At 76.0% G+C, this 21,793-nt stretch carries 11 protein-coding genes and 1 tRNA gene; 4 read left to right on the top strand and 8 right to left on the bottom strand.

Features of this window, described 5'->3' with window-relative positions; genetic code table 11:
- Positions 1-40: 40 nt before the first annotated feature.
- The 3 genes from ABD160_RS19260 to argS form a co-directional block, all read right to left on the bottom strand.
- Positions 41-1,432: a homoserine dehydrogenase gene (locus ABD160_RS19260; protein ID WP_344024404.1), complete on the bottom strand. Its 1,392-nt coding sequence runs from the start codon at positions 1,430-1,432 to the stop codon at positions 41-43.
- A 99-nt stretch (positions 1,433-1,531) separates the two neighbouring features.
- Entirely contained in the window at positions 1,532-2,989 is a 1,458-nt protein-coding gene (lysA, locus tag ABD160_RS19255; RefSeq protein WP_344024403.1) for a diaminopimelate decarboxylase, read from the bottom strand.
- 4 nt (positions 2,990-2,993) lie between these two features.
- On the bottom strand, positions 2,994-4,643 hold the full coding sequence (gene argS / locus ABD160_RS19250) for an arginine--tRNA ligase (RefSeq protein WP_344024402.1): 1,650 nt from the start codon (positions 4,641-4,643) through the stop codon (positions 2,994-2,996).
- Positions 4,644-4,768: 125 nt separating this feature from the next.
- Between argS and ABD160_RS19245 the strand changes: the two genes are divergently transcribed.
- Positions 4,769-4,840: transfer RNA gene (locus ABD160_RS19245), tRNA-Arg, on the top strand.
- 230 nt (positions 4,841-5,070) lie between these two features.
- Positions 5,071-5,316: a hypothetical protein gene (locus ABD160_RS19240; RefSeq protein WP_344024401.1), complete on the top strand. Its 246-nt coding sequence runs from the start codon at positions 5,071-5,073 to the stop codon at positions 5,314-5,316.
- A 495-nt stretch (positions 5,317-5,811) separates the two neighbouring features.
- Here ABD160_RS19240 and ABD160_RS19235 read toward each other — a convergent pair whose 3' ends face one another.
- Entirely contained in the window at positions 5,812-8,175 is a 2,364-nt protein-coding gene (locus tag ABD160_RS19235; RefSeq protein ID WP_344024399.1) for an FdhF/YdeP family oxidoreductase, read from the bottom strand.
- Between the two features lie 175 nt (positions 8,176-8,350).
- Between ABD160_RS19235 and ABD160_RS19230 the strand changes: the two genes are divergently transcribed.
- Entirely contained in the window at positions 8,351-9,844 is a 1,494-nt protein-coding gene (locus ABD160_RS19230) for a GNAT family N-acetyltransferase (RefSeq protein WP_344024397.1), read from the top strand.
- On the opposite strand, the gene ABD160_RS19225 is transcribed toward ABD160_RS19230, so the two are convergent.
- The 3 genes from ABD160_RS19225 to panD are packed head-to-tail and all read right to left on the bottom strand — an operon-like array spanning position 9,832 to position 12,026.
- Entirely contained in the window at positions 9,832-10,770 is a 939-nt protein-coding gene (locus ABD160_RS19225; RefSeq protein ID WP_344024395.1) for a methionyl-tRNA formyltransferase, read from the bottom strand. The two genes, ABD160_RS19230 and ABD160_RS19225, sit on opposite strands and share 13 nt — an antisense overlap.
- A complete protein-coding gene (locus tag ABD160_RS19220; protein ID WP_344024393.1) occupies positions 10,743-11,597 on the bottom strand; it encodes an alpha/beta fold hydrolase in 855 nt (284 codons plus the stop codon). The genes ABD160_RS19225 and ABD160_RS19220 overlap by 28 nt, the downstream gene beginning before the upstream one ends.
- Positions 11,598-11,603: 6 nt before the next feature.
- The gene (panD, locus tag ABD160_RS19215; RefSeq protein ID WP_344024390.1) at positions 11,604-12,026 is read right to left on the bottom strand and encodes an aspartate 1-decarboxylase; all 423 of its coding nucleotides are present in this window, start codon (positions 12,024-12,026) and stop codon (positions 11,604-11,606) included.
- 154 nt (positions 12,027-12,180) lie between these two features.
- On the opposite strand from panD, the gene ABD160_RS19210 reads away from it, so the two are divergent.
- Positions 12,181-13,164 (top strand): ABC transporter substrate-binding protein, encoded by a 984-nt coding sequence (locus ABD160_RS19210; RefSeq protein WP_344024388.1) that lies wholly within the window; start codon positions 12,181-12,183, stop codon positions 13,162-13,164.
- A gap of 61 nt (positions 13,165-13,225) precedes the next feature.
- On the opposite strand, the gene ABD160_RS19205 is transcribed toward ABD160_RS19210, so the two are convergent.
- Positions 13,226-21,727, bottom strand: coding sequence for an amino acid adenylation domain-containing protein (locus ABD160_RS19205; RefSeq protein WP_344024386.1), 8,502 nt, complete (start codon positions 21,725-21,727; stop codon positions 13,226-13,228).
- Positions 21,728-21,793 lie beyond the last annotated feature (66 nt).

Raw genomic sequence — 21,793 nt, 5'->3', positions numbered from 1 at the left:
CGGCAACAGCCGGATCGCACCGTGTTCTGGGTCCGCACCGTCACTCGCCCATGCCCAGCGCGCTGACCGCGCGGCCCAGGCCCTCCACCCGGAGCACCCCGACCACGCCGATCACGTGGTCGAGATCGGCGAGCGCGGCGACCGTCGCGGACAGTGCCGCCTCGCGCGCCGAGTGCGTGACGACGGTCAGCCGGGCCGGCCCGGGCCCGGCGTCGTCGGCGCGCGCGGTGCTGTCGATCGAGCCGTTGATCCCGCCGGTCTGGCGCACCGCGGCGATCGAGACGCCCTGGCGGGCGAACTCGCCGGCGATCGCGGCCAGCACGCCCTCGCGGTCGGCGACCTCGAGATCGACGTGGTAGCGGGTCGGGACCTCGCCGATCGCGCGCACCGGCAGGCTGGCGTACGCGGACTCGCGCGGGCCGCGGCCGCCGCCGACCCGGTTGCGGGCGACCGCGACCATGTCGCCGAGCACCGCCGACGCGGTCGGCGCGCCGCCGGCGCCCTGGCCGTAGAACATCAGCTGGCCGGCCGCCTCGGCCTCGACGAACACCGCGTTGAACGCGCCGTCGACCCGGGCCAGCGGGTGCGAGTCGGGCACCATCGCCGGGTAGACGCGGGCCGAGACGGACTCCGCCCCGGCCTCGTCGACGACCCGCTCGCAGATGGCCAGCAGCTTGATCGTGCAGCCGAGCCGGCGCGCCGCGGCGACGTCGGCGGAGCTGACCCCGCGCATCCCCTCGCGGTGCACGTCGGAGGCGGTGATCCGGGTGTGGAAGGCGAGCGTCGCCAGGATCGCGGCCTTGGACGCGGCGTCGTAGCCGTCGACGTCGGCGCTCGGGTCGGCCTCGGCATAGCCGAGCCGGGTGGCCTCCTCCAGCGCGTCGCCGTAGGAGGTGCCGCCGGAGGCCATCGCGGACAGGATGAAGTTCGAGGTGCCGTTGACGATCCCGGCGACCCGGGTGATCCGGTCCCCGGCCAGCGACTCGCGCAGCGGGCGCAGCAGCGGGATCGCCCCGGCGACCGCGGCCTCGAAGTACAGATCGGCGCCGGACGCGTCGGCCGCCTCGGCCAGCGTCGGGCCGTCCTCGGCGAGCAGCGCCTTGTTCGCGGTGACCACCGACTTGCCCGCCTTCAACGCCTCCAGCAGCCAGCCGCGGACCGGCTCGATGCCGCCGATCACCTCGACGACGACGTCGACGTCGTCGCGCGCGACGAGGGCGCCCGCGTCGGTCGTGACCAGGTGACCGAAGTTCTCGGTCAGCCACGGGTGCCGGTGCGGCCTGCGGACGGCGACGCCGACCAGCTCGACCGGGGTCCCGACCCGCGCGGTCAGGTCCGCGGCCTGGTCGGTGATCAGCCGGACCACCTCGGTGCCGACGGTGCCGCAGCCCAGCAACGCGACCCGGACGGCCCCGCTCTCACCCCTCGCCACAAGCCCTCCTCGCGTACCGCACCCGCTCCAGCGGGCGCCGATCATTCCTGGTCAGGCCGGTCCCGGACACGCCGGGTGGCCGTTCTCACGCCCGGGTGCTCACACCTCGAACCGGAACTGGTCCTCCAGTGTCTCGCGGCGCAGCAGTGTCCGGTCGGCGCCCTCGCGCACCGCGACGACGGCGGGCCGCGGCAGCCGGTTGTACCCGGACGCCATGGTGTAGCAGTACGCGCCGGTCGCGGCGACGGCCAGCAGATCGCCCGGCGCGAGATCGGCGGGCAGCCAGCAGTCGCGGACGACGATGTCGCCGGACTCGCAGTGCTTGCCCACCACCCGGGACAGCACCGGCTCGTCGCCGTCGGGGATGCTGTCGCGCTCCGACGAGCGGGACACCAGCCGGACGTCGTACTCGGCGTCGTAGAGCGCGGTGCGGATGTTGTCGCTCATCCCGCCGTCGACGCTGACGTAGCGGCGGGTGTAGCCGCCGAGCGGCACGTCCTTGATCGTCCCGACCTCGTAGAGGGTGACGGTGCCGGGCCCGGCGATCGCCCGGCCGGGCTCGACGGCGATGCCCGGGACGTCCAGCCCGGCGGCGGCGCACTCCCGCTTGACGATCGAGCGCAGCTCCTCGGCCAGCGCGGGCATCGACAGCGGCGTGTCGGCCGGGCGGTAGGCGATGCCGATGCCGCCGCCCAGGTCCAGCGTGCGCAGCGCGGCGAGGTTGTCCGCGCCGTGCTCGGTGTGCAGGTCGGCGAGCACCTTCACGACCCGGCGGGCGGCCGCCTCGAAGCCCTCGGTCTCGAAGATCTGGCTGCCGATGTGCGAGTGCAGCCCGACCAGCTCCAGGTGCCGGGAGCCGATCACCCGGCGGGCGGCCTCCAGCGCCGCGGAGTCCTTCCCGTCGGAACCGGCGCCACCGGCGATGGAGAAGCCGAACTTCTGGTCCTCGTGCGCGGTCGCGATGTACTCGTGGGTGTGCGCCTCGACGCCGACGGTGAGCCGGATCAGCACCCGGGCGGTGCGGCCCCGCTCGGCGGCGACGGCGTCCAGCCGGGCGATCTCGTCGAAGCTGTCCAGCACGATCCCGCCGACCCCGGCGTCGACGGCCGCGATCAGCTCGTCGGTGGACTTGTTGTTGCCGTGCAACGCGATCCGCTCCGCGGGGAACTCCGCGCGCAGGGCCACGGCGAGCTCGCCGCCGGAGCAGACGTCCAGCGACAGGCCCTCCTGCGCGACCCAGCGGGCGACCTCGGTGCACAGGAACGCCTTGGCGGCGTAGTGCACCGAGCCGGCCCCGAACGCGGCGGCGAACTCGGCGCAGCGGGACCGGAAGTCGTCCTCGTCGAGCACGAACAGCGGGGTGCCGTGCTCCCGGGCGAGATCGCGGACGTCGGCACCGGCGACGGTCAGCGCGCCGTCCGCGCCGCGCTCGGCGTTGCGCGGCCAGACGGCGGGGGCCAGGTGGTCCAGCTCCGCGGCCGACCCGGGACGCGGCCCGGCGGACTCGGGCGCGGGGGTCAGGCCGGCGTGCATCGGGCCTGCGGGGTGGGCTCTCATCGCACTACATCCGTTCCGGCGCGCTCACGCCGAGCAGGCCGAGGCCGGCGGCGAGCACCTGGCGGGTGGCGGCGCACAGCGCCAGCCGGGCCCGGTGCAGGTCGGTGCCGTCCTCGTCGCCCTGGGGCAGGACGCGGCAGGAGTCGTAGAACTTGTGGTACGCCCCGGCCAGCTGCTCGAGGTAGCGGGCGACCCGGTGCGGCTCGCGCAGCTCCGCGGCGGAGCGGACGACCTCGCCGAACTCGCCGAGGGTACGGATCAGGTCGCCCTCGCGGGGGTGGTCGAGCAGGCCGAAGCCGTCGCCCTGGTCGATGCCGAGATCGGCGGCGCCGCGGGCCAGCGACGCCAGCCGGGCGTGCGCGTACTGCACGTAGAAGACCGGGTTCTCGTTGGTGCGGCTGGCCAGCAGGTCGAGATCGATGTCCAGCGCCGAGTCCACCGACGAGCGGATCAGCGAGTACCGGGCCGCGTCGACGCCGACCGCGTCGACCAGGTCGTCCATCGTGACGACTGTGCCGGCGCGCTTGCTCATCCGGACCGGCTTGCCGTCCTTGACCAGGTTCACCAGCTGCCCGATCAGCACCTCGACCACGGCCGGGTCGTCGCCGAAGGCGGCCGCGGCCGCCTTGAGCCGGGCCACGTAGCCGTGGTGGTCCGCGCCGAGCATGTAGATGCACAGGTCGAAGCCGCGGGCCCGCTTGTCCCGCAGGTAGGCGATGTCGCCCGCGATGTAGGCGGGGCGGCCGTCGGACTTGATGACCACCCGGTCCTTGTCGTCGCCCTGGTCGGTGGAACGCAGCCACCAGGCACCGTCGGCCTCGTAGAGCGAGCCGTTCTCCTTGAGCGCGGCCACCGCGGCCTCGACGGCCCCGGACTCGTGCAGCGACTGCTCGTGGAACCAGACGTCGAACTCGGTGCCGAAGTCGGCCAGCCGTTCCTTGATCTCGGTGAACATGAAGCCGACGCCGACCCGGCGGAACGCCTCGTCCCGGCGCTGCGGCTCCAGCTCCAGCACGCCCGGCTCGGCGGCGAGGACCCGCTGCGCGATCTCCCCGACGTAGGCGCCGCCGTAGCCGTTCTCCGGGGCCGGCTCGCCCTGCGCCGCGGCGACCAGGGAGGCGACGAACCGGTCGATCTGCGCCCCGGCGTCGTTGAAGTAGTACTCCCGGGTGACCTTCGCGCCGCGCGCGGACAGCACCCGGCCGAGCGCGTCGCCGACCGCCGCCCACCGGGCGCCGCCCAGGTGCAGCGGACCGGTCGGGTTGGCGGACACGAACTCCAGGTTCACGTTGCGGCCGGCGAGCTCGTCGCCGGTGCCGTACGCCGGACCGGCCGCGAGCACCTCGCCGACGATCGCGCCCTGCGCGTCGGCGGCGAGCCGCAGGTTGATGAACCCGGGCCCGGCGATCTCGGCGCTCGCGATGCCGTCCCGGGTGGTCAGCTCCTCGGCCAGCCAGCCGGCGAGCTCGCGCGGGTTCACGCCGGCCTTCTTCGCGGTGCGCAGCGCGATGTTGGTGGCGTAGTCGCCGTGCTCGGGATTGCGGGGCCGCTCGACACCCCCGTCGGCGGGCAGCGCCGAGACGTCCAGGCCGCGTCGGGTCAGCACGTCCCGCGCGACGTCACGGACCAGGTCGGCGAGCACGTCGGGATTCACCGGCACGATTCTAGGAGGTGACCGCGCGTGGCCTCCGGTGGGCAGGCGGTCCGCGGGGCCCGGCCCGGCGGGCACCCCCGCGGCCGGGCGTCCGGGGGGTGGGGTAGTGTTCTGCACGTTGCACGGCCCCCGTAGCTCAGGGGATAGAGCACCGCCCTCCGGAGGCGGGAGCGCAGGTTCGAATCCTGCCGGGGGCACACTCCGTGCCTGACGACAATCGGCCCCTCACCTGGTCAGACCGGGTGAGGGGCCGATCGTCGTCGGTCCACCTCCGGCGGGCCCGGCGTCGTGTGTCAGCCGACGGCACGGTCGCCGTCGCCCGGCGCCAGCGGCAGCGGCAGCGGACCGAGCGGGTCCGGCACGCCGGGGAACGCCGCCCGGAGCTGGTGTCGCAGGGTGCGGATCGCCCGGGCGGCGTACCGCCCGGATGGCGGCCGCAGGCGCGCAGCGCGGCCCGGTGGTCGACCGCCACGACGACCGCCGCACCGGTCCCGACGGCGAGCAGCGTCGTCCGTGCCGCCCACCGCAGCGGCGCGGCAGCGGGCCGGTCGTGGGTGATCCGGGCGAGCTGGAAGCGCAGGTGGTTGCGCTCGTCGGCGGCGACCCGCGCTCCGACGGCCCGCAGCACCGGATCGGGTGCCGCGGCGGCCAGCGCGTCGAAGTAGTCGAGTGAGACGGACTCGGCGACCAGGAACAGGCAGAGCTCGGTGCGCAGACCGCAGGCCCGCCGCAGCATCGTGAACACCCGGTCCGACCAGTGCCGCGCCAGGGGTTCCCCGCCCAGCCGGCGCAGGCCCGCGCCGAACATCGCCGAGTGCCGGCACTCCTCGGCGACCAGCAGGCCCAGCGCGTGGGTGTAGCGCTCGTCACCGACCCGCCGGGCCGCGGCGAGCACGTGCCGGCCGTCGCTGCGTTCGGCCAGCTCGAAGCGCTGGAAGGAGCGGACGAATGCCGCCCGGCGCCGCTCGTCGAGCAGGCACGGGTCCGCCCGGTCGGCGTCGATGTCGTCGGCCCGCGTCGCGTTCCGCTCGAAGTGCCGCACCCACGCCTCGACATCCACCGCGCAACGCTAGCGGCGGAGGGGCTCGCGCGGTTCGCACCCCGTCGCCGCGGTGCGCACCTGCTGCGGCGGGTGCGTACCGGGGCGACGGGGTGCGAACCCGCAGGGTCAGGACAGGTGCGCCGGCTCGGGATCGGACTTGTGCAGCCAGTCCCCGCCGACGGCGCCCTGCGCGCCCGACGGGTCGCAGTCGACCTCACCGGCGACGGTCAGCCGGACCACCACCGACTTCGACGCCGGCTGGTTGCTCTTCAGCGCTGTCGCGTCCAGCGGGACCAGCGGGTTCGTCTCCGGGTAGTAGGCGGCGGCGGTGCCCCGCGGCACGTCGTAGGAGACCAGCCGGAAGCCCCGCGCGCAGCGGACGTGCTCGTCGCCCTCCCAGCGGGTGACCAGGTCGACGTGGTCGCCCTCGGCGAAACCGAGGGCGGCGATGTCCTCGCGATGGGCGAACACCACGTGCCGGCCGCCCTCTATGCCGCGGTAACGGTCCGAGTAGCCGTAGATGGTGGTGTTGAACTGGTCGTGGCTGCGCAGCGTCTGCAGCAGCAGGTGCCCGTCGGGTACCTGCACCACGTCGATCGGCGACACCTCGAACTCGCCGCGGCCCGACTCGGTGTCGAAGGTGCGGGAGTCGCGCGGCGGGTGCGGCAGGATGAAACCGCCCGGGCGCCGGGCGTTGACCTCGTAGCTCTCGCAGCCGGGGACGACCCGGGAGATGTGGTCCCGGATGCGCCGGTAGTCGGCGCGCATGCCGGCCCAGTCGATGCCGTAGCGGTCGCCGAGGGTGGCCTCGGCGATCCCGGTGATGATCGAGACCTCGGACCGCAGGTGCGGGCTCGCCGGCTTGAGCGGGCCGCGGGAGCCGTGCACCGAGCAGGTGGAGTCCTCGACGGTGATGAACTGCGGCCCGGACTCCTGGACGTCCTTCTCGGTGCGCCCCAGGGTCGGCAGGATCAGCGCGGTGCGCCCGCCGACCAGGTGCGAGCGGTTGAGCTTGGTCGAGATCTGCACGCTGAGCAGGGTGTTGCGCAGTGCGGCGGCGGTGACGTCGGTGTCCGGCGCGGCCTGCAGGAAGTTCCCGCCGAGGCCGACGAAGACCTGCACCTTGCCGTCGCGCATCGCGCGGATGCTGTCGACGGTGTCGAAGCCGTGCTCGCGGGGCGGGTCGAAGCCGAACTCGCGCTGCAACGAGTCGAGGAAGCTCTGCGGGACGCGCTCCCAGATGCCCATCGTGCGGTCGCCCTGCACGTTGGAGTGGCCGCGGACCGGGAACAGGCCGGCGCCCGGCTTCCCGATGTTGCCCTGGGCCAGCGCCAGGTTGACGAGCTCCTTGATCGTGGCGACGCCGTTGCGGTGCTGGGTCAGGCCCATCGCCCAGCAGAAGACCGTCTTGCGGGAGTCCCGCAGCAGCGCGGCGGCGTCGGTGATCTGCGCGCGGGTCAGCCCGGTCGCGTCGGTGACGACGTCCCAGTCGATGTCGGCGACGTGCTCGCGCCACTGCTCGAAGCCGTGCGTGTACCGCTCCAGGAAGGGGTGGTCCAGCGCGTCCCACTCGACGAGCAGCGAGCCGATCGCCTGGAACAGGGCGATGTCGCCGTTCACCCGGATCGGCAGGTGCATGTCGGAGAGCTGGGTGCCGTTGCCGACGACGCCGCGCGGCGTCTGCGGGTTCTTGAAGCGGTTCAGGCCCGCCTCGCGCAACGGGTTGATCGTGAGGATCGTCGCGCCGTTCTGCTTCGCGTGCTCGAGCTGGGTGAGCATCCGCGGGTGGTTGGTGCCCGGGTTCTGCCCGGCGATCACGATCAGCTCGGCGCCGACGAGGTCGGGCAGCGTGACGCTGGCCTTGCCGATGCCGATGGACTCCTGCAACGCGATCGACGTCGACTCGTGGCACATGTTCGAGCAGTCCGGGAGGTTGTTCGTGCCGAACGCCCGGACGAAGAGCTGGTAGGCGAACGCGGCCTCGTTCGAGGCGCGGCCGGAGGTGTAGAACGTCGCGTCGTCCGGCGACTCCAGGCCGTCGAGCTCGCTCGCGATCAGCCGGAACGCCTCGTCCCACTCGATCGGCTCGTAGTGGGTGGCGTCCGGGCGGCGGACCATCGGGTGGGTGATCCGGCCCTGCTGACCGAGCCACCACTCGGAGTGCGCGTCGAGCTCGGCGACGCTGTGCCGGGCGAAGAACTCCGGGGTCGCGCGGGCCTTGGTGGCCTCCTCGGCGACGGCCTTGGCGCCGTTCTCGCAGAACTCGGCGGTCGCCCGCTCCCCCGGGTCCGGATCGGGCCAGGCGCAGCTCATGCAGTCGAACCCGTCGGCCTGGTTCAGGTCGAGCAGGGTCCGGGCGGTCCGGACCGGACCCATGTGCTCCAGCGAGCGCCGCATGGACACGGCTACCGCGGTCGGTCCGCCCGCCGTGTCCTTGGCGGGCCGGCGGTCGAGATCGTCCTCGGTGAACTCGTCGGTCCGCTTCGTCATCGGTGCACCTCCGGGCCCGGGCCGGGGGCACGGCCGGGCGGTTCGTCGTGGCGGTCGGAGATGCCCTACCCGCCAGACGGGATCCGAATCCTGCGGCCGCGACGATCGGATCCGGACATAGGGTGGGCTAACCTCACCTGGTGGCGTGCAGGATCTCCGGTGGACCGGCCCGGACATGAGCGATCCGGTCGACCGGGAGCGGCACCGGCTGGTCAGCGCGCTGCTGCTGGACACCGGCGCCCGGCCGGAGCCGGGGCCGCTGCTGGTCCCGCTGCCCGCGGTGGGGCTGTCGCTGCTGTGCGAGGTGGCGGAGGTGTCGCCGGCCGGGTTCAGCCGGCCGGTGCGGATCGCGCTCGGCGACACGATGGGGCACCTGGACCGCGCGCCCGATCCGGCCGAGCTGGCGGCGGTGCTGCGTGCCGAGCTGACCGACCGCTGGGCGGGCGGGGTGGTGGGCGGCGGGGCGCCCGACGGATGTGCGACGGCGGGCGGGCGCGACGCCCGGGGGGCCGGCGGGGCCGGCAGCGCCCGGGAGTCCGACGGGGCCGCCGGCGCCGGGGTCTCCGGCAGCGCCGGTAGCGCCCGGGCGTCCGGCGGCGCCGGGGCGCGCGGTGCCTCGGCAGGGACCGCGGCCGGGCCGGGCGGAGGACCTCGCGGCGCGGTCGACGCGGCGGTGGCCCGGTTGCGCGGCGCGGCCGGTGCGGTGCCGGACGCCGTCCTCACCGATGCGGTGCTGGTCCGCGAGCTGCTCCCGGCCGCCGGGAACGGGCCGGGGCGGGCCACCGGAGCCGGGCCGGGGCCGCACACCGGGAACGGGCCAGGGCCGCACACCGGGAACGGGCCAGGGCCGCACACCGGGAACGGGCCAGGGCCGCACACCGGGAACGGGCCGGGGCCGCACACCGGTGCCGGGCCGGGGCGGCACGCCGGGAACGGGCCGGACGGCCTCGCCGGGCTGGTCCGCGGGCTCACGGCCGCGCGGGACCGCGAGCCCGGCGGCCGGGTCCGCGACCTGCTGGACCGCTGGCTCACCGAGCCGCACCTGTGGCGCCGCCCGGAGCTGCACCCGATGCCCTGGCACCGGATCCCGAACCCGCTGGCACCCGCCGTCGGCGCAGCGCCCGCCGATCCGCCGGTGCCGGTCCGCTGTGGAGAGTTCACGCTGCGCCCGGCACTGCCCCGGCCCGACGACGTCCGGCTGATCGCCGGATGGATGCGCACCCCGTCGGTGTCCCGGTTCTTCGGCCAGCCGTGGCCGGACGAGCGGTGGGCCCGCGAGCTGGCCGGGCACGGCCCGGGGAGCGGGACCGCGGCGCTGCTCGCCGGGCGCACCGGCGACCCGGGCGCCGGGCCGGTCGGCTACCTGGAACTGTACCGCCCGGCGCGGCATCCGCTGGCGCGCTCGTTCCCGGCCGCGCCGGGCGACGTCGGCGTGCACCTGGCGATCGCCCCCGGCGAGCACGGCCGGGGCGTCGGCGCCGCGCTGCTCGCCGCGGTCGCCGGGGCGCTGCTCGCCGCCGCCGGCCCGGGTGCGCGGGTGCTGGCCGAGCCGGACGCCCGCAACGCCGCGGCGCAGCGGGCGTTCCGGCGGGCCGGGTTCCGGCCGGTCGAGCAGATCGCGCTGCCGCACAAGGACGCGGTCGTGCTGGTGCGGGATCAGTCCAGGTAGCCGGTGGCGACCGGGAACAGGTCGCGGCCGGTCAGCTCCCGGCCGTCCGCGGTGCGCAGCAGCTCCAGGCAGAGTCCGGGATTGCGGCCGCGGCGGGCGTCCGGGCCGGTCACGACGACGACGCCGGCCCCCTCGTGCAGGGTGAGCCGGCCGGGGGTCCCGCCGTAGGCGGTGTCGGTGACCCGGGCCCGCAGCACCCGGATCCGGCTGCCCTCGTGCTCGAACCAGGCGTTCGGGTACGGATCGACCTGGGCGCGCACCAGGTTGAACAGGTCGCGCGCCGGCCAGGTCCAGTCCAGCCGGTTCTCCCGGTCGGTGCGCCGGTGGAAGTACGACGCCGCGGACCGGTCCTGCGGCACCGGGCACGCGGTCCCGGTCCGCAGCTGCTCCAGCGCCTCGACGGTGATCGGGCCGAACATCGCCAGGGTGCGGTCGAACAGGTCGACGACGGTGTCGTCGTCGGTGATCGGGGTGGACCTGCTGAGCACGACGTCGCCGGCGTCGAAGTCGGCGTCCATCAGGTGCGCGGTGACGCCGACCTCGGCCTCGTCGTTGATCAGCGCCCAGTTGAGCGGCGCGAAACCGGCGTAGGCGGGCAGCAGCGCGTCGTGCACGTTGAGCGTGCCGAGCCGCGGGATCGTGAACAGCTCCGGGGCCAGCCGGGTCCGCCAGTTCGAGACGACGGCGACGTCCGGTTCGGCGGCCCGGACGGCCTCCCGGATCTCGTCGTCGTCGGCGCGGTGCCGGACGAGCAGCGGGATCCCGCGTTCCGTGGCGAGCTCGGCCACCGACTCGTTGAAGATCTTCTCGTACGGGTTGTCCCGGTCCGGGTGGGTGACGATCAGCGGGATCTCGTGACCGGCGTCGAGCACCGCCTCGATCGTCCGGCTCCCCCAGGTCATGTATCCGAACGCGACGACGCGCACTGCACTCTCCTCCGGTTGGACAGCAGGAAGTCCACGATCAGCCGGTTCACCTGCTCGGGCCGTTCCAGGTAGCCGTAGTGCCCCGCGTCGGCGATCTCGGCGTAGACCGCGCCCGGGACGGCGTCGGCGACCTCCCGGCTGAGCGCGGGCGGGATCACCCGGTCCTGCGCGAACCCGACCACCAGCAGCGGCACCCGGATGTCCCGGTAGGCGTCGCGGCGGTCGTCGAGCGCCCCGGAGACCGCGAGCTGGGCGCGCAGCCCCGGCCCGGAGCGCCCGGCCGCGAACTCCAGCACGTCGAGCCAGTCGTTCGCGGTCCGGGCGTCGGCCAGCGTGGCCGGTGCCAGGTTCAGCACCGCGTCGATCGCGGCCCGGTACCGGGCGGGCAGCTCGACGCCGGAGTCGATCAGCGCGATCTCGCCCTCGGTGTGGGCGCGCTGCACCGGGTCGAGCCGGGCGTGCGCGGCCAGCGCGACCGCGGAGCGGACCAGTTCCGGGCGGGTCAGGGCCAGCTCCTGGGTGACCCGGGCGCCGAGCGAGGTGCCGACCACGTGCGCCGGTCCGGTGCCGAGGATCCCGATCAGGCCGGCGACGTCGCCGACCATCTCCTCGATCGTGATCCCGCCGGGGCAGGGTGCCGTGGCGGCGACCCCGCGGGCGTCGAACGTGATCGTCCGGAACCCGGCCGCGACCAGCGCGGGGACCTGGTGCAGGTGCCAGGCCCGGCCGGAGGCGCCGGTGCCCATGACCATGACGAGCGGTTCGCCGTCCGGCGGGCCGGTGATCTCGTAGGGCAGCGCGGCGCCGGGCAACTCAGCGGTCGGCACCGCGGCTCAGGCCTGCGCCAGCGAGCGGCCGGACTGCTGGCCGGGTGCGCCGGGCACCGGTGCCGCCGGGTCCGATCCGAGATGGACCTGCCGGTTCCGCTCGTCCACATGCACCACCGACGGCCGGTGCGCCGCCAGCTCGTCGGCCTCCAGCGCGACGTAGCTCATCAGGATGACCAGGTCGCCGGGGTGCACCAGGTGCGCCGCCGCGCCGTTGATGCCGATCACCCCGCTGCCGGCCTCGCCGGTGATCGCGTAGGTCTCCAGACGGGCCCCGTTGGTGATGTCCACGACCTGCACGAGCTCGCCCTCGCGCAGGTCGGCCGCGGCCATCAGGTCCGCGTCTATCGTGATCGACCCGACGTAGTGCAGGTCGGCCTGGGTCACCGTGGCCCGGTGGATCTTGCCGTTCAGCATCGTGCGGCGCACACCCGTCTCCATTCTTTTAGGCGTGCCTAACCTAAGTTGTCGGCGGCGGCGGGACAACGTCGAAACCTCAGGTCCGTTGTGGCTTCAGCCTCGCCAACCCTAAAGTAAGGCTTACTTCATCCAGCGGCCAGCGCCGCCCAGACCGAGGTGTCCCATGACTCCCCTCCCCGACTCCCCCCGCCGGTCGCGCGCGACCGGCCGGGGGATCGCCGCCGCCGTCCTGACGTCGGCGGCCCTCCTGCTCGTCTCCGCCTGCGGCAGCGCCCAGACCGACGAGCCCGCCGAGCCCGCCGCCGGTGACGGCACCCGGACGGTGCAGTCCGCCCGTGGCCCGGTCGAGATCCCCGAGACCCCGCAGCGCATCGTCGCCGTCGACTACATCTCGCCGGAGATCCTGTTCGACCTGGAGGCCCCGCTGGTCGGCGCGCTCGACCTGTCCTCGGGCGCCGACGGCGAGAAGTACTCCACGATCACGGCCGTCGGCAACGACTCCGGGGAGCTGAACTTCGAGCAGCTCGCCGGGCTGGACCCGGACGTGATCATCGGCAACGAGATCGAGAACGAGGCCGCCTACGACCAGCTCGCGCAGATCGCGCCGACGGTGCTGTTCAGCGACGGCGGCACCGACTGGAAGGCGACCGTGAACACGGTCGCCGAGATCGCCGGCAAGACCGCCGACGTGCAGAGCCGCGAGCAGGCCTACCAGACCGAGGTGGAGCGGCTGCGCGGCGAGTTCGGCGACGCGATCGGCGCGTCCGGCGCCTGGGCCGTGGCCGGCACCTACGACGGCGCGAGCTGGTACGTCTACGGCTCGGACACCGGCCCGAACACCGTCCTCACCGATCTCGGCGCGACGCTCGCCCCGGTCGCCGAGGAGGTCAGGGCCGACCCGAACACCTTCACCCGCACCCTCGAGCAGCTCGACGCCCTGCAGTCGGCACAGGTGATCCTGTTCGACGACCTGGGCCCGCCGGTCACCACCGAGGGCGCCGCCGCGACCCTGCAGGCGGACCCGCTGTTCTCCGGGCTGCCGGCCGCGCAGGCCGGGAAGGTCTACCCGGGCACGTACAACGTCGTGACCTACGGCCAGGCGGAGAGCGTCCTGCAGCAGCTGGCGCAGATCCTGCCGCAGCTGTAGCACCCGGCACCGCACGAAGGGGCCCCGCCGGCCGGGCGGGGCCCCTTCCGCGTGCCCGGGATCAGCCCGTCGCGAGCCGCTGGGCCAGCAGGCGGCCCACCGTGTCCAGCGCGGCGCCGGACAGCACGCCGCCGTGCCGGCAGTCCACCGGGTGCACCTGCACCGGGCCGGTCAGGTGCCCGGCCCAGTCCGCCGACGCGGGCCCGGACGGGGCGGGCAGGTCCGGCTCCGGCACGGTCGCGTCCACACACAGTGCCGGCGCACCGACGACGCCGTAGCCGGCGCCGGCCAGCAGCCGGCCGGCGAGCAGGTGGCTGCGCAGCATCGCCGTCACACCGTCGGCGCCCAGGCCGGCCGGGTCGCCGCCGGACTCGCGCAGCAGCACCGCCGCCCGTTCCACGGTCGGCACCTCGTCCGGTGCGGTCGGCCGGCCCAGGTCGGTGAGCAGCTCGGCGAGCGCCGCCGGGCCCTCGGGCCGCGACGACGCGCCCGGGTAGCGCACCCGGGCGTCGAGCAGCACCAGCAGCTCCACCCGCTCCCCCGCCGCCTCCAGCAGCTCGGCCATCCGGTGTGCGACGTTCCCGCCGAACGACCAGCCCAGCAGCCGGTACGGGCCGTGCGGCCGGCGTTCCCGCAGCGTGGCCAGGTAGCCGGCGGCGAGCGCACCCAGGTCGTCGGGTCCGGTCGCCGCGGGATCGGCGAGCAGCGGGGACTGCAGGCCGAGCAGGCCGGTCCCGGCGGGCAGGTAGCGCTCCAGCGCCCGGTACGGCCAGGCCGATCCGCCCGCGGGGTGCACGCACACCAGCGGCGGGCCGGACGTCCCGGGCCGCAGCTCGATCAGCGGGGCCAGCGCCGGTCCGGCGCCGGACGCGCCGCGGGCGAGCAGGCGGGCCATCGCGGCCGGGGTGGGCGCGGCGAACAGGTCCGCCACGCCGGGCCGGACGCCCAGTCGCTCGGCGATCTTCCCGGCCAGCGCGACCAGCAGCATCGAGTGCCCGCCGAGCGCGAAGAAGTCGTCGTCGGCGCCGACCGGGCCGCGGCCGAGCACCTCGCCGACCGCCTCGGCGAGTGCCTGCTCGACCGGCCCGGCCGGGGCCCGGCCGGGGCCGCCCGCCGGCTCGTCGGGCAGCGGCAGCGCGCCCCGGTCGATCTTGCGGGTCGCGGTCTGCGGGAACCGGTCGAGCACCATCAGCGCCGACGGGACGACGGTCGCGGGCAGCCGGGCCGCCGCGTGCGCGCGGACCTCGCCGGGGTCCGGCGGGGCGGCCGGATCGGCCGCGGTGAGGTAGCCGACCAGCCGCGGGCCGGTGTCGCCGGGCACGGCGAGCACCACGGCCCGGCCGACCGCCGGGTGCCCGCCGAGCACCGACTCGATCTCGCCGAGCTCGATCCGCACGCCGCGGATCTTGACCTGGTGGTCGGCCCGGCCGAGGAACTCCAGCTCGCCGTCGCGGGTCATCCGGAACAGGTCGCCGGTGCGGTAGAGCCGCCCGCCGGGGACCTCCGGATCGCCGGCGACGAACCGTTCGGCGGTCAGCCCGGGCCGGCCGTGGTAGCCGCGGCGCACCCCCTCGCCGCCGACGTAGAGCTCCCCGGCGACGCCCGGCGGGACCGGCCGGAGCCGGTCGTCGAGCAGGTACAGCCGGACCCCGGCGAGCGGCGCCCCGACCGGCGGCGGGCCGGTGACCGGCGCGTCGACCGGGCCGGAGGTCGACCAGACGGTGCTCTCGGTCGGGCCGTAGAGGTTGTGCAGCCGGCCGGTGCGGGCGACCAGCTCGGCGGCCAGCGGGGCGCTCAGCACCTCCCCGCCGACCAGCGCCGTCGTGCCGGGCAGGGTCAGCCCGGTGTGCTCCAGCAGGGACTGCCACACGGTCGGCGTCGCCTGCACCACGGTCGGTGCGATCGCGGTGATCCGGGCGGCGAACCGGTGCGGGTCGCGCACGTCGTCGCGATCGGCCAGGTGCACCGACGCGCCGCGGGTGAGCGGGGCGAGGATCTCCAGGATCGACGGGTCGAACGACAGCGTGGTGTGTGCCAGCACCCGGTCGGCCGGGCCGATGCCGAGATCCCGGACGGCCGCGTCCAGGTAGCTCGCCAGCGAGCGGTGCGCGATCACCACGCCCTTGGGCCGGCCGGTGGACCCGGAGGTGTGCACCACGTAGGCGGCCTGCAGCGGGTGCACCGGTGCCGGGTCGTCCGGGTCGGCGTCGGGCAGCCCGGCCGGCCACTCCCGCTCCCAGTGCAGCACCGGCCCGGTGCCGGCGGGCAGCCGTCCGGCGGCGCCGCCGGCGGTCACGGTCAGCACCGGATCGGCGTCGGCCAGCACCAGCTCCAGCCGGGCGGCCGGGAGGTCCGGATCGAGCGGGACGTACCCGGCGCCGGCGTGCAGCACGCCGAGCAGCGCGACCACCATCCGCAGGTCGCGGGGCAGGGCGAGGGCGACGAGCTGCTCGCCCGGCCCGATGCCCCTGGCGCGCAGCGCGGCGGCGAACCCGGCGACGGCGCGCAGCAGCTCGCCGTAGCTCAGGGCGCCGTCCGGGCCGGTGACGGCGAGCGCGTCCGGCCGGGCCGCCGCGGTCGCGGCGAACCGCACCGGGAACGGCGGGCCGGGATCGGCGTCCGGGCCGGTGCCCGCCCGGTCGGCGAGCGCGATCTCGGCCGGGGTGCGCAGCTCGACCGTGCCGATCCGGGTGTCCGGGTCGGCGGCGACGGCGTCGAGCAGCCGGGCCAGCCGGTCGCCGATCCGCTCGGCCGTCTCCTCGTCGAACAGGTCGGCGGCGTACTCCACCGATCCGGCCAGCCCGGCGCCGGGACCCAGCTCGGACACCGTCACGGTGAGATCGAACTTGACCGCGGTCACCTCGACGTCGTGCGCCTCGAGCTCGACGCCGGGCAGGCCGCCGGCGCCGGTGTCGCGGGCGTTCTGGTGGACGAGCATCGTCTGGAACAGCGGGTGCCGGGCCGCCGAGCGGGCCGGGTTCAGCTCCTCGACCAGCCGCTCGAAGCCGATGTCGGCGTGCGCGTAGGCGTCCAGGTCACCGGCCCGCACCCGGCCCAGCAGCTCCCGGAACGTCGGGTCGCCCGCGGTGTCGGTGCGCAGCACCAGGGTGTTGACGAAGAATCCGACGAGCTCGTCGAGCGCGGCGTCGGTCCGCCCGGCGATCGGCGACCCGACGACCACGTCGGTGCCCGCCCCGAGCCGGGTGAGCAGAGCGGCGAGGGCCGCGTGCACCACCATGAACCCGGTCGCGCCGGACCCGGCGGCGAGCTCCGCCAGCCGCCGCGCGGTGTCCGCGCCGACGGTGAAGCGCACCTCGCCGCCGCGGCCGGACGCCACCGCCGGGCGCGGCCGGTCCCGGGGCAGCTCCAGCTCGTCGGGCAGCCCGGCGAGCCGGTCCCGCCAGTACCGGACCTGCTGCTCCGCCTCCGGCCCGGCGAACAGCTCGCGCTGCCAGAGCGCGTAGTCGGCGTACTGCACCGGCAGCGGCGCCCGGTCCGGGGCGCGGCCGTCGAGCCGGGCCGCGTACGCCGTGGCCAGGTCGCGCAGCAGCGGCCCGGTGGACCACTCGTCGGCGGCGACGTGGTGCAGCAGGGTGACCAGCACCGCCGATCCGCCGCCGGTGGCGCGGACCAGCCGGACCCGCAGCGGCTGCTCGGCCGCCAGGTCGAACCGGTGCGCGGCCTGCTCGGCGGCGACCGCGTCGACCCGCTCCGGTGCGACGTCGAGCACCGCGAACGGGGCGGGCGTGCCGACCGGGAGGATCCGCTGCACCGGCCGCGGCCCGTCCAGCGGCAGCACGGTGCGCAGGATCTCGTGCCGGTCGGTGAGGTCGCCGACCGCGGCGGCCAGCGCGTCCGCGTCGAGATCGCCGCGGATCCGCGCGGTCAGCGGGATCGTGTACGCCGCGGCCGCGCCCTCCTCGAGCCGGTCCAGGAACCACAGCCGTTCCTGGGCGAACGACAGCGGCACCGCGGCCGGGCGGGCCCGCGGCCGCAGCGCCGGGCGGGCCGACGCGGCGCCGTCCAGCAGCGCGGCCAGTCCGGCGACGGTCGGTGCGGTGAACACGTCGCGCACCGACAGCTCGGTGTCCAGGGTCGCCCGGATCCGGGACACCAGCCGGGTGGCGAGCAGCGAGTGCCCGCCGAGCGCGAAGAAGTCGTCGTCCGCGCCGATCTCGTCGAGGCCGAGCACGTCGGCGAACACCGCGGCCAGCGCCGTCTCCCGGGCACCGCGGGGCGCCCGGCCGGTGCGGCCGTCCCAGGCCGGTTCGGGCAGCGCGGCCCGGTCGACCTTGCCGTTCGCGGTGACCGGCAGGGCGTCCAGCAGGACGACGGCGGTCGGCACCAGGTGCTCGGGCAGCCGCTGCGCGGCCCAGGCCCGCAACCCGGCCGCGTCGACCGGGTCCGGACCGGCCGGTCCGCCGCCGGGCTCGTGCCGCACGACGTGCGCGACCAGCGCCGTCGAGCCGGCCGGGGTGCGGCGCAGGGTCACCGCGACCCGGCGCACCGCGGGATGCCCGGCCAGCTCCGCCTCGACCTCCTCCGGGGCGACCCGCATGCCGCGGATCTTGACCTGGTGGTCGGCGCGGCCGACGAAGTCCAGGCTGCCGTCGGGTGCCCAGCGCGCCAGGTCACCGGTGCGGTAGAGCCGTTCCCCGGGCCGCCCGAACGGGTCGGCGACGAACCGGGCCGCGGTCACCCCGGGCGCCCGCAGGTAGCCGCGGCCGAGCAGGAACCCGGCCGCGTACAGCTCACCGGTCACGCCGGGCGGGACCGGCCGCAGCCGGTCGTCGAGGACGTAGAGCCGGGTGTTCGGGTTCGGCCGCCCGATCGAGGTGGCGATCCGGTCGGCGCCGTCGGTGTAGACGACGTGCGAGACGCCGATCGTCGCCTCGGCCGGGCCGTAGCCGTGGTACAGCGTGGTGCGCAGGTGCGCCCGGAACCGGTCGAACAGGTCCGGGGTGAGCACCTCGCCGCCGCACCACACGTGCCGCAGCCCGGTGAGCAGGCCGTCGCCGCCGGCCCGGTCCAGCTCCAGCAGGGCGTCCAACATGGACGACACCAGGTACACGAAGGTGACCCGCTCGCGGGCGATCAGCCCCAGCAGCCGCTGCGGCTCGCGCTCGTCGCCCGCGGCGGCCAGCACCAGCCGGCCGCCGGTGACCAGCGGCAGCAGGATCTCGTTGATCGAGATGTCGAAGGCCAGCGGGGCCTTGAACAGCGACGCGTCCGACGGGCCGCCGAACCCGAGCAGCCCGGCCTGCCAGCGCAGCCGGGCGCTGATCGCCTCGTGCCGGATCATCGCGCCCTTCGGCGCGCCGGTCGAACCGGACGTGAAGATCACGTAGGCGAGCCCGGCCGGGTCCACATCGGACGCCGGTGGGGCGAGGTCCGGCGGCGGCGCGTCCGGGCCGGTGCCGATCCGGGTCACCAGCTGGGCGACGCCGCAGTCGTCCGGCCACGGCTCGGTGACCAGGGTGGCGACCGCGCGGGCGTCGGCGAGCACCGCGGCCCGCCGGGCGGCGGGCCAGCCCGGGTCGACCGGGACGAACGCGCCACCGGCCCGCAGCACCGCGAGCAGCCCGACCACCATCTCCGCGGAGCGGGGCATCCCGATGCCGACCACCCGTTCCGGGCCGACGCCGGCCGCGACCAGCCGGTGCGCGAGCGCGGCGACGTGCGCGTCGAGCTCGCGGCGGGTGAACCGGCGGTCGCCGTCGACCAGGGCGATCCCGTCCGGGGCGACGGCGGCGCCGTCGTCGAGCAGCTGCAGCAGGGTCTCCGACACGACCGGTGCGGCGGTGTCGTTCCAGGTGTGCAGCACCCGTTCCCGCTCGCCGGGACCGAGCACGTCGACGGCGCCGATCCGGGTGCCCGGATCGGCCGCGACCGCGGCCAGCACCCGCTGCAACCGCTCCACCAGCGCCTGCGCCGTCCCGGCGTCGAACAGATCGGTGGCGTACTCCAGCAGACCGTCCAGCGGGCCGCCGGGTGCGGCCTCGCCGACGGTGAAGGACAGGTCGTACTTCGACGTCGTGGTGGGCACCGGATGCGGTTCGGTGCGGGTCCCGGGCAGCCCGAGGTCCCCGCCGGCCGCGGCCGCGACCGTGACCATCACCTGGAACAGCGGGTGCCGGGCCGCCGAGCGCGGCGGGTTCAGCTCCGACACCAGCTGCTCGAACGGTACCTCGGCGTGCGCGAACGCGTCCAGGTCGGCCCGGCGCACCCGGTCCAGCAGCTCGCCGAACGTGGGATCGCCCGCGGTGTCGGTGCGCAGCACCAGGGTGTTGACGAAGCAGCCGACGAGCTCGTCCAGGCCGCTGTCCGGGCGGCCGGCGACCGGGGAGCCGACGACGACGTCGGTGCCGGCGCCGGACCGCGTCAGCAGCACCGCGACGGCCGCGTGCACCAGCATGAACAGCGTGACCCGGTGCTCGGTGGCGACCGCGCGCAACCGGCGCGCGGTGCGCCGGTCGATCGTGAACCGCACCTCGTCGCCGCGCTGCGAGGCGGTCCGCCCGCGCGGCCGGTCCCGCGGCAGGTCCAGCTCGTCCGGGAGGCCGGCGAGCGCGGCCCGCCAGTACCCGAGGTCGTCACCGGCGGGCTGCTCGCGCAGCCAGAGCGCGTAGTCGGCGTACTGCACCGGCAGCGGCGCCCACCGGGGCGCCCGCCCCGCACACCGGGCGGCGTAGGCGGCGCCGAGGTCGCGCAGCAGCGGCTCGGTGGACCACTCGTCGGCGGCGACGTGGTGCACCAGCAGCACCAGCACCGAGGAGTCCGCGCCGGTGCGCAGCAGCGCCGCCCGGACCGGGATCTCCCGGGCCAGGTCGAAGGCGTACCCGACGGCGTCCTGCACGGCGGCCTCGATCCCGCCGCCGGCCGCCGCGCCGTCCGCCCCGGACCGGCCGACGGTGCGCTCCACCAGCTCCGGGCGACCCCGGTCGGCGGGCAGCACGACCTGGTACGGCTCGCCGTCGTGCTCGGCGTAGACGGTGCGCAGCACCTCGTGCCGCGCGGTGAGATCGGCCAGCGCGGCGCGCAGCGCGTCCGCGTCGACCGGGCCGGTGAGCCGGGCGACGAACGGGACGTTGTCGGTCGCCGAGGCGCCCTGCATCCGGTGCAGGAACCACAGCCGCTCCTGGGCCGGGGACAGCGGCAGCCGCTCCGGCCGCGGGCGGCGGCGCAGCGCGGGACGCCGCGGCGCCCCGGCGCGCCCGGCGGCCAGCCGGGCCAGTCCGGCGACCGTCGGCGCGTCGAACACGTCCCGCACGGCCAGCTCGACGCCGAGCGCCTCGCGGGCCCGCGAGGCCAGCCGCACCGCGAGCAGCGAGTGCCCGCCGAGCGCGAAGAAGTCGTCGTCGGTGCCCACCCGGTCGACGCCGAGGACGCCGGCGACCAGGCCGGCCAGGGTCTCCTCGGTCGCGGTGCGCGGGCCGCGGCCCGCGCCGGCCGCCGGGAGCGGCAGCGCGGACCGGTCGACCTTGCCGGTGCCGGTGACCGGCAGCTCGTCGAGCACCAGGACGGCCGCCGGGACCAGGTGCGCGGGCAGCAGCCGGCGCAGGTGGTCGCGCAGCTCGGCGCCGAGCGGGGTGGTGCCGGGGCGGGCGACGGCGTAGCCGATCAGCCGGGGCCCGGCCGGATCGGTTGCCGGACCGGGCGCGGGATCCACCGGCGGGCTGGTCACGATGGCCTCGGCCTGGGCGACGTCCGGGTGCGCGGCCAGTGCGGCGGCCACCTCGGCCGGTTCCACCCGGATCCCGCGGACCTGGGCCTGGTCGTCGGTGCGGCCGAGGAACTCCAGCACCGGCCCGCCGGCCCCGGCACGCTGCGCCAGCCGCACCCGGTCCCCGGTCCGGTAGCGGCGGGCGCCGCCGGGCGCGGCGACGAAGCGTTCCGCGGTGCGCGCCGGATCGCGGTGGTAGCCGCGGGCCAGTCCGGCGCCGCCGATCACCAGCTCGCCGGGCGCGCCGTCCGCCGCCGGGCGCAGCAGCGGGTCCAGCACCTGCACCGACGTCCCGGCGACCGGGCCGCCGATGTGCGGCGGGCCGGGGGTGATGCGGGCGACGGTGGCGTCGACGGTGGTCTCGGTCGGGCCGTAGAAGTTCAGCGCGGTGGTCCCCGGCTCGGCGGCGAGCCGGTCCCACAGCGCGCCGCCGACCGCCTCGCCGCCGGTGCCGACCAGCTGCGGGACCGGCCCGGCCGACCGGTCCAGCAGTCCGGCGTCGAGCAGCTCGCGCAGCAGGGTGGGGGCGGCGTCGACGTACCCGGCGGCGGACGCGCGGCTCTGTGCGACCAGTGCGGCCGGATCGCGGACGGTCTCGGTGCCGGCCAGCAGGCAGTGGTGCCCGGCGAGCATCCAGAGCACCGGTTCGAGGGCGGCGTCGAACACCAGCGGGGCGGATGCGAGCACGGTCACCGGCTCCGGGGGCATCCGGTCGGCGCGGTGCGCCGACCACAGCGCGAGCACCGCGGCGTGCGGCACCGTCACGCCCTTCGGCGTGCCGGTGGAGCCGGAGGTGAAGATCGTGTACGCGGCGTTGCCGGGATGCGGACCGGCGGCCACCGGATCCGGCCGGGCACCCGCGGCCACCGGGTCCGGCCGGGCACCCGCGGCCACCGGGTCCGGCCG

Origin of the sequence: Pseudonocardia kongjuensis (genome assembly GCF_039526905.1) — a bacterium.
In the GTDB taxonomy this organism is placed as follows: Bacteria; Actinomycetota; Actinomycetes; order Mycobacteriales; family Pseudonocardiaceae; genus Pseudonocardia; species Pseudonocardia kongjuensis.
The sequence above is the reverse complement of the archived record's forward strand: the minus strand, read 5'-3'. Positions and strand labels throughout refer to the sequence as shown.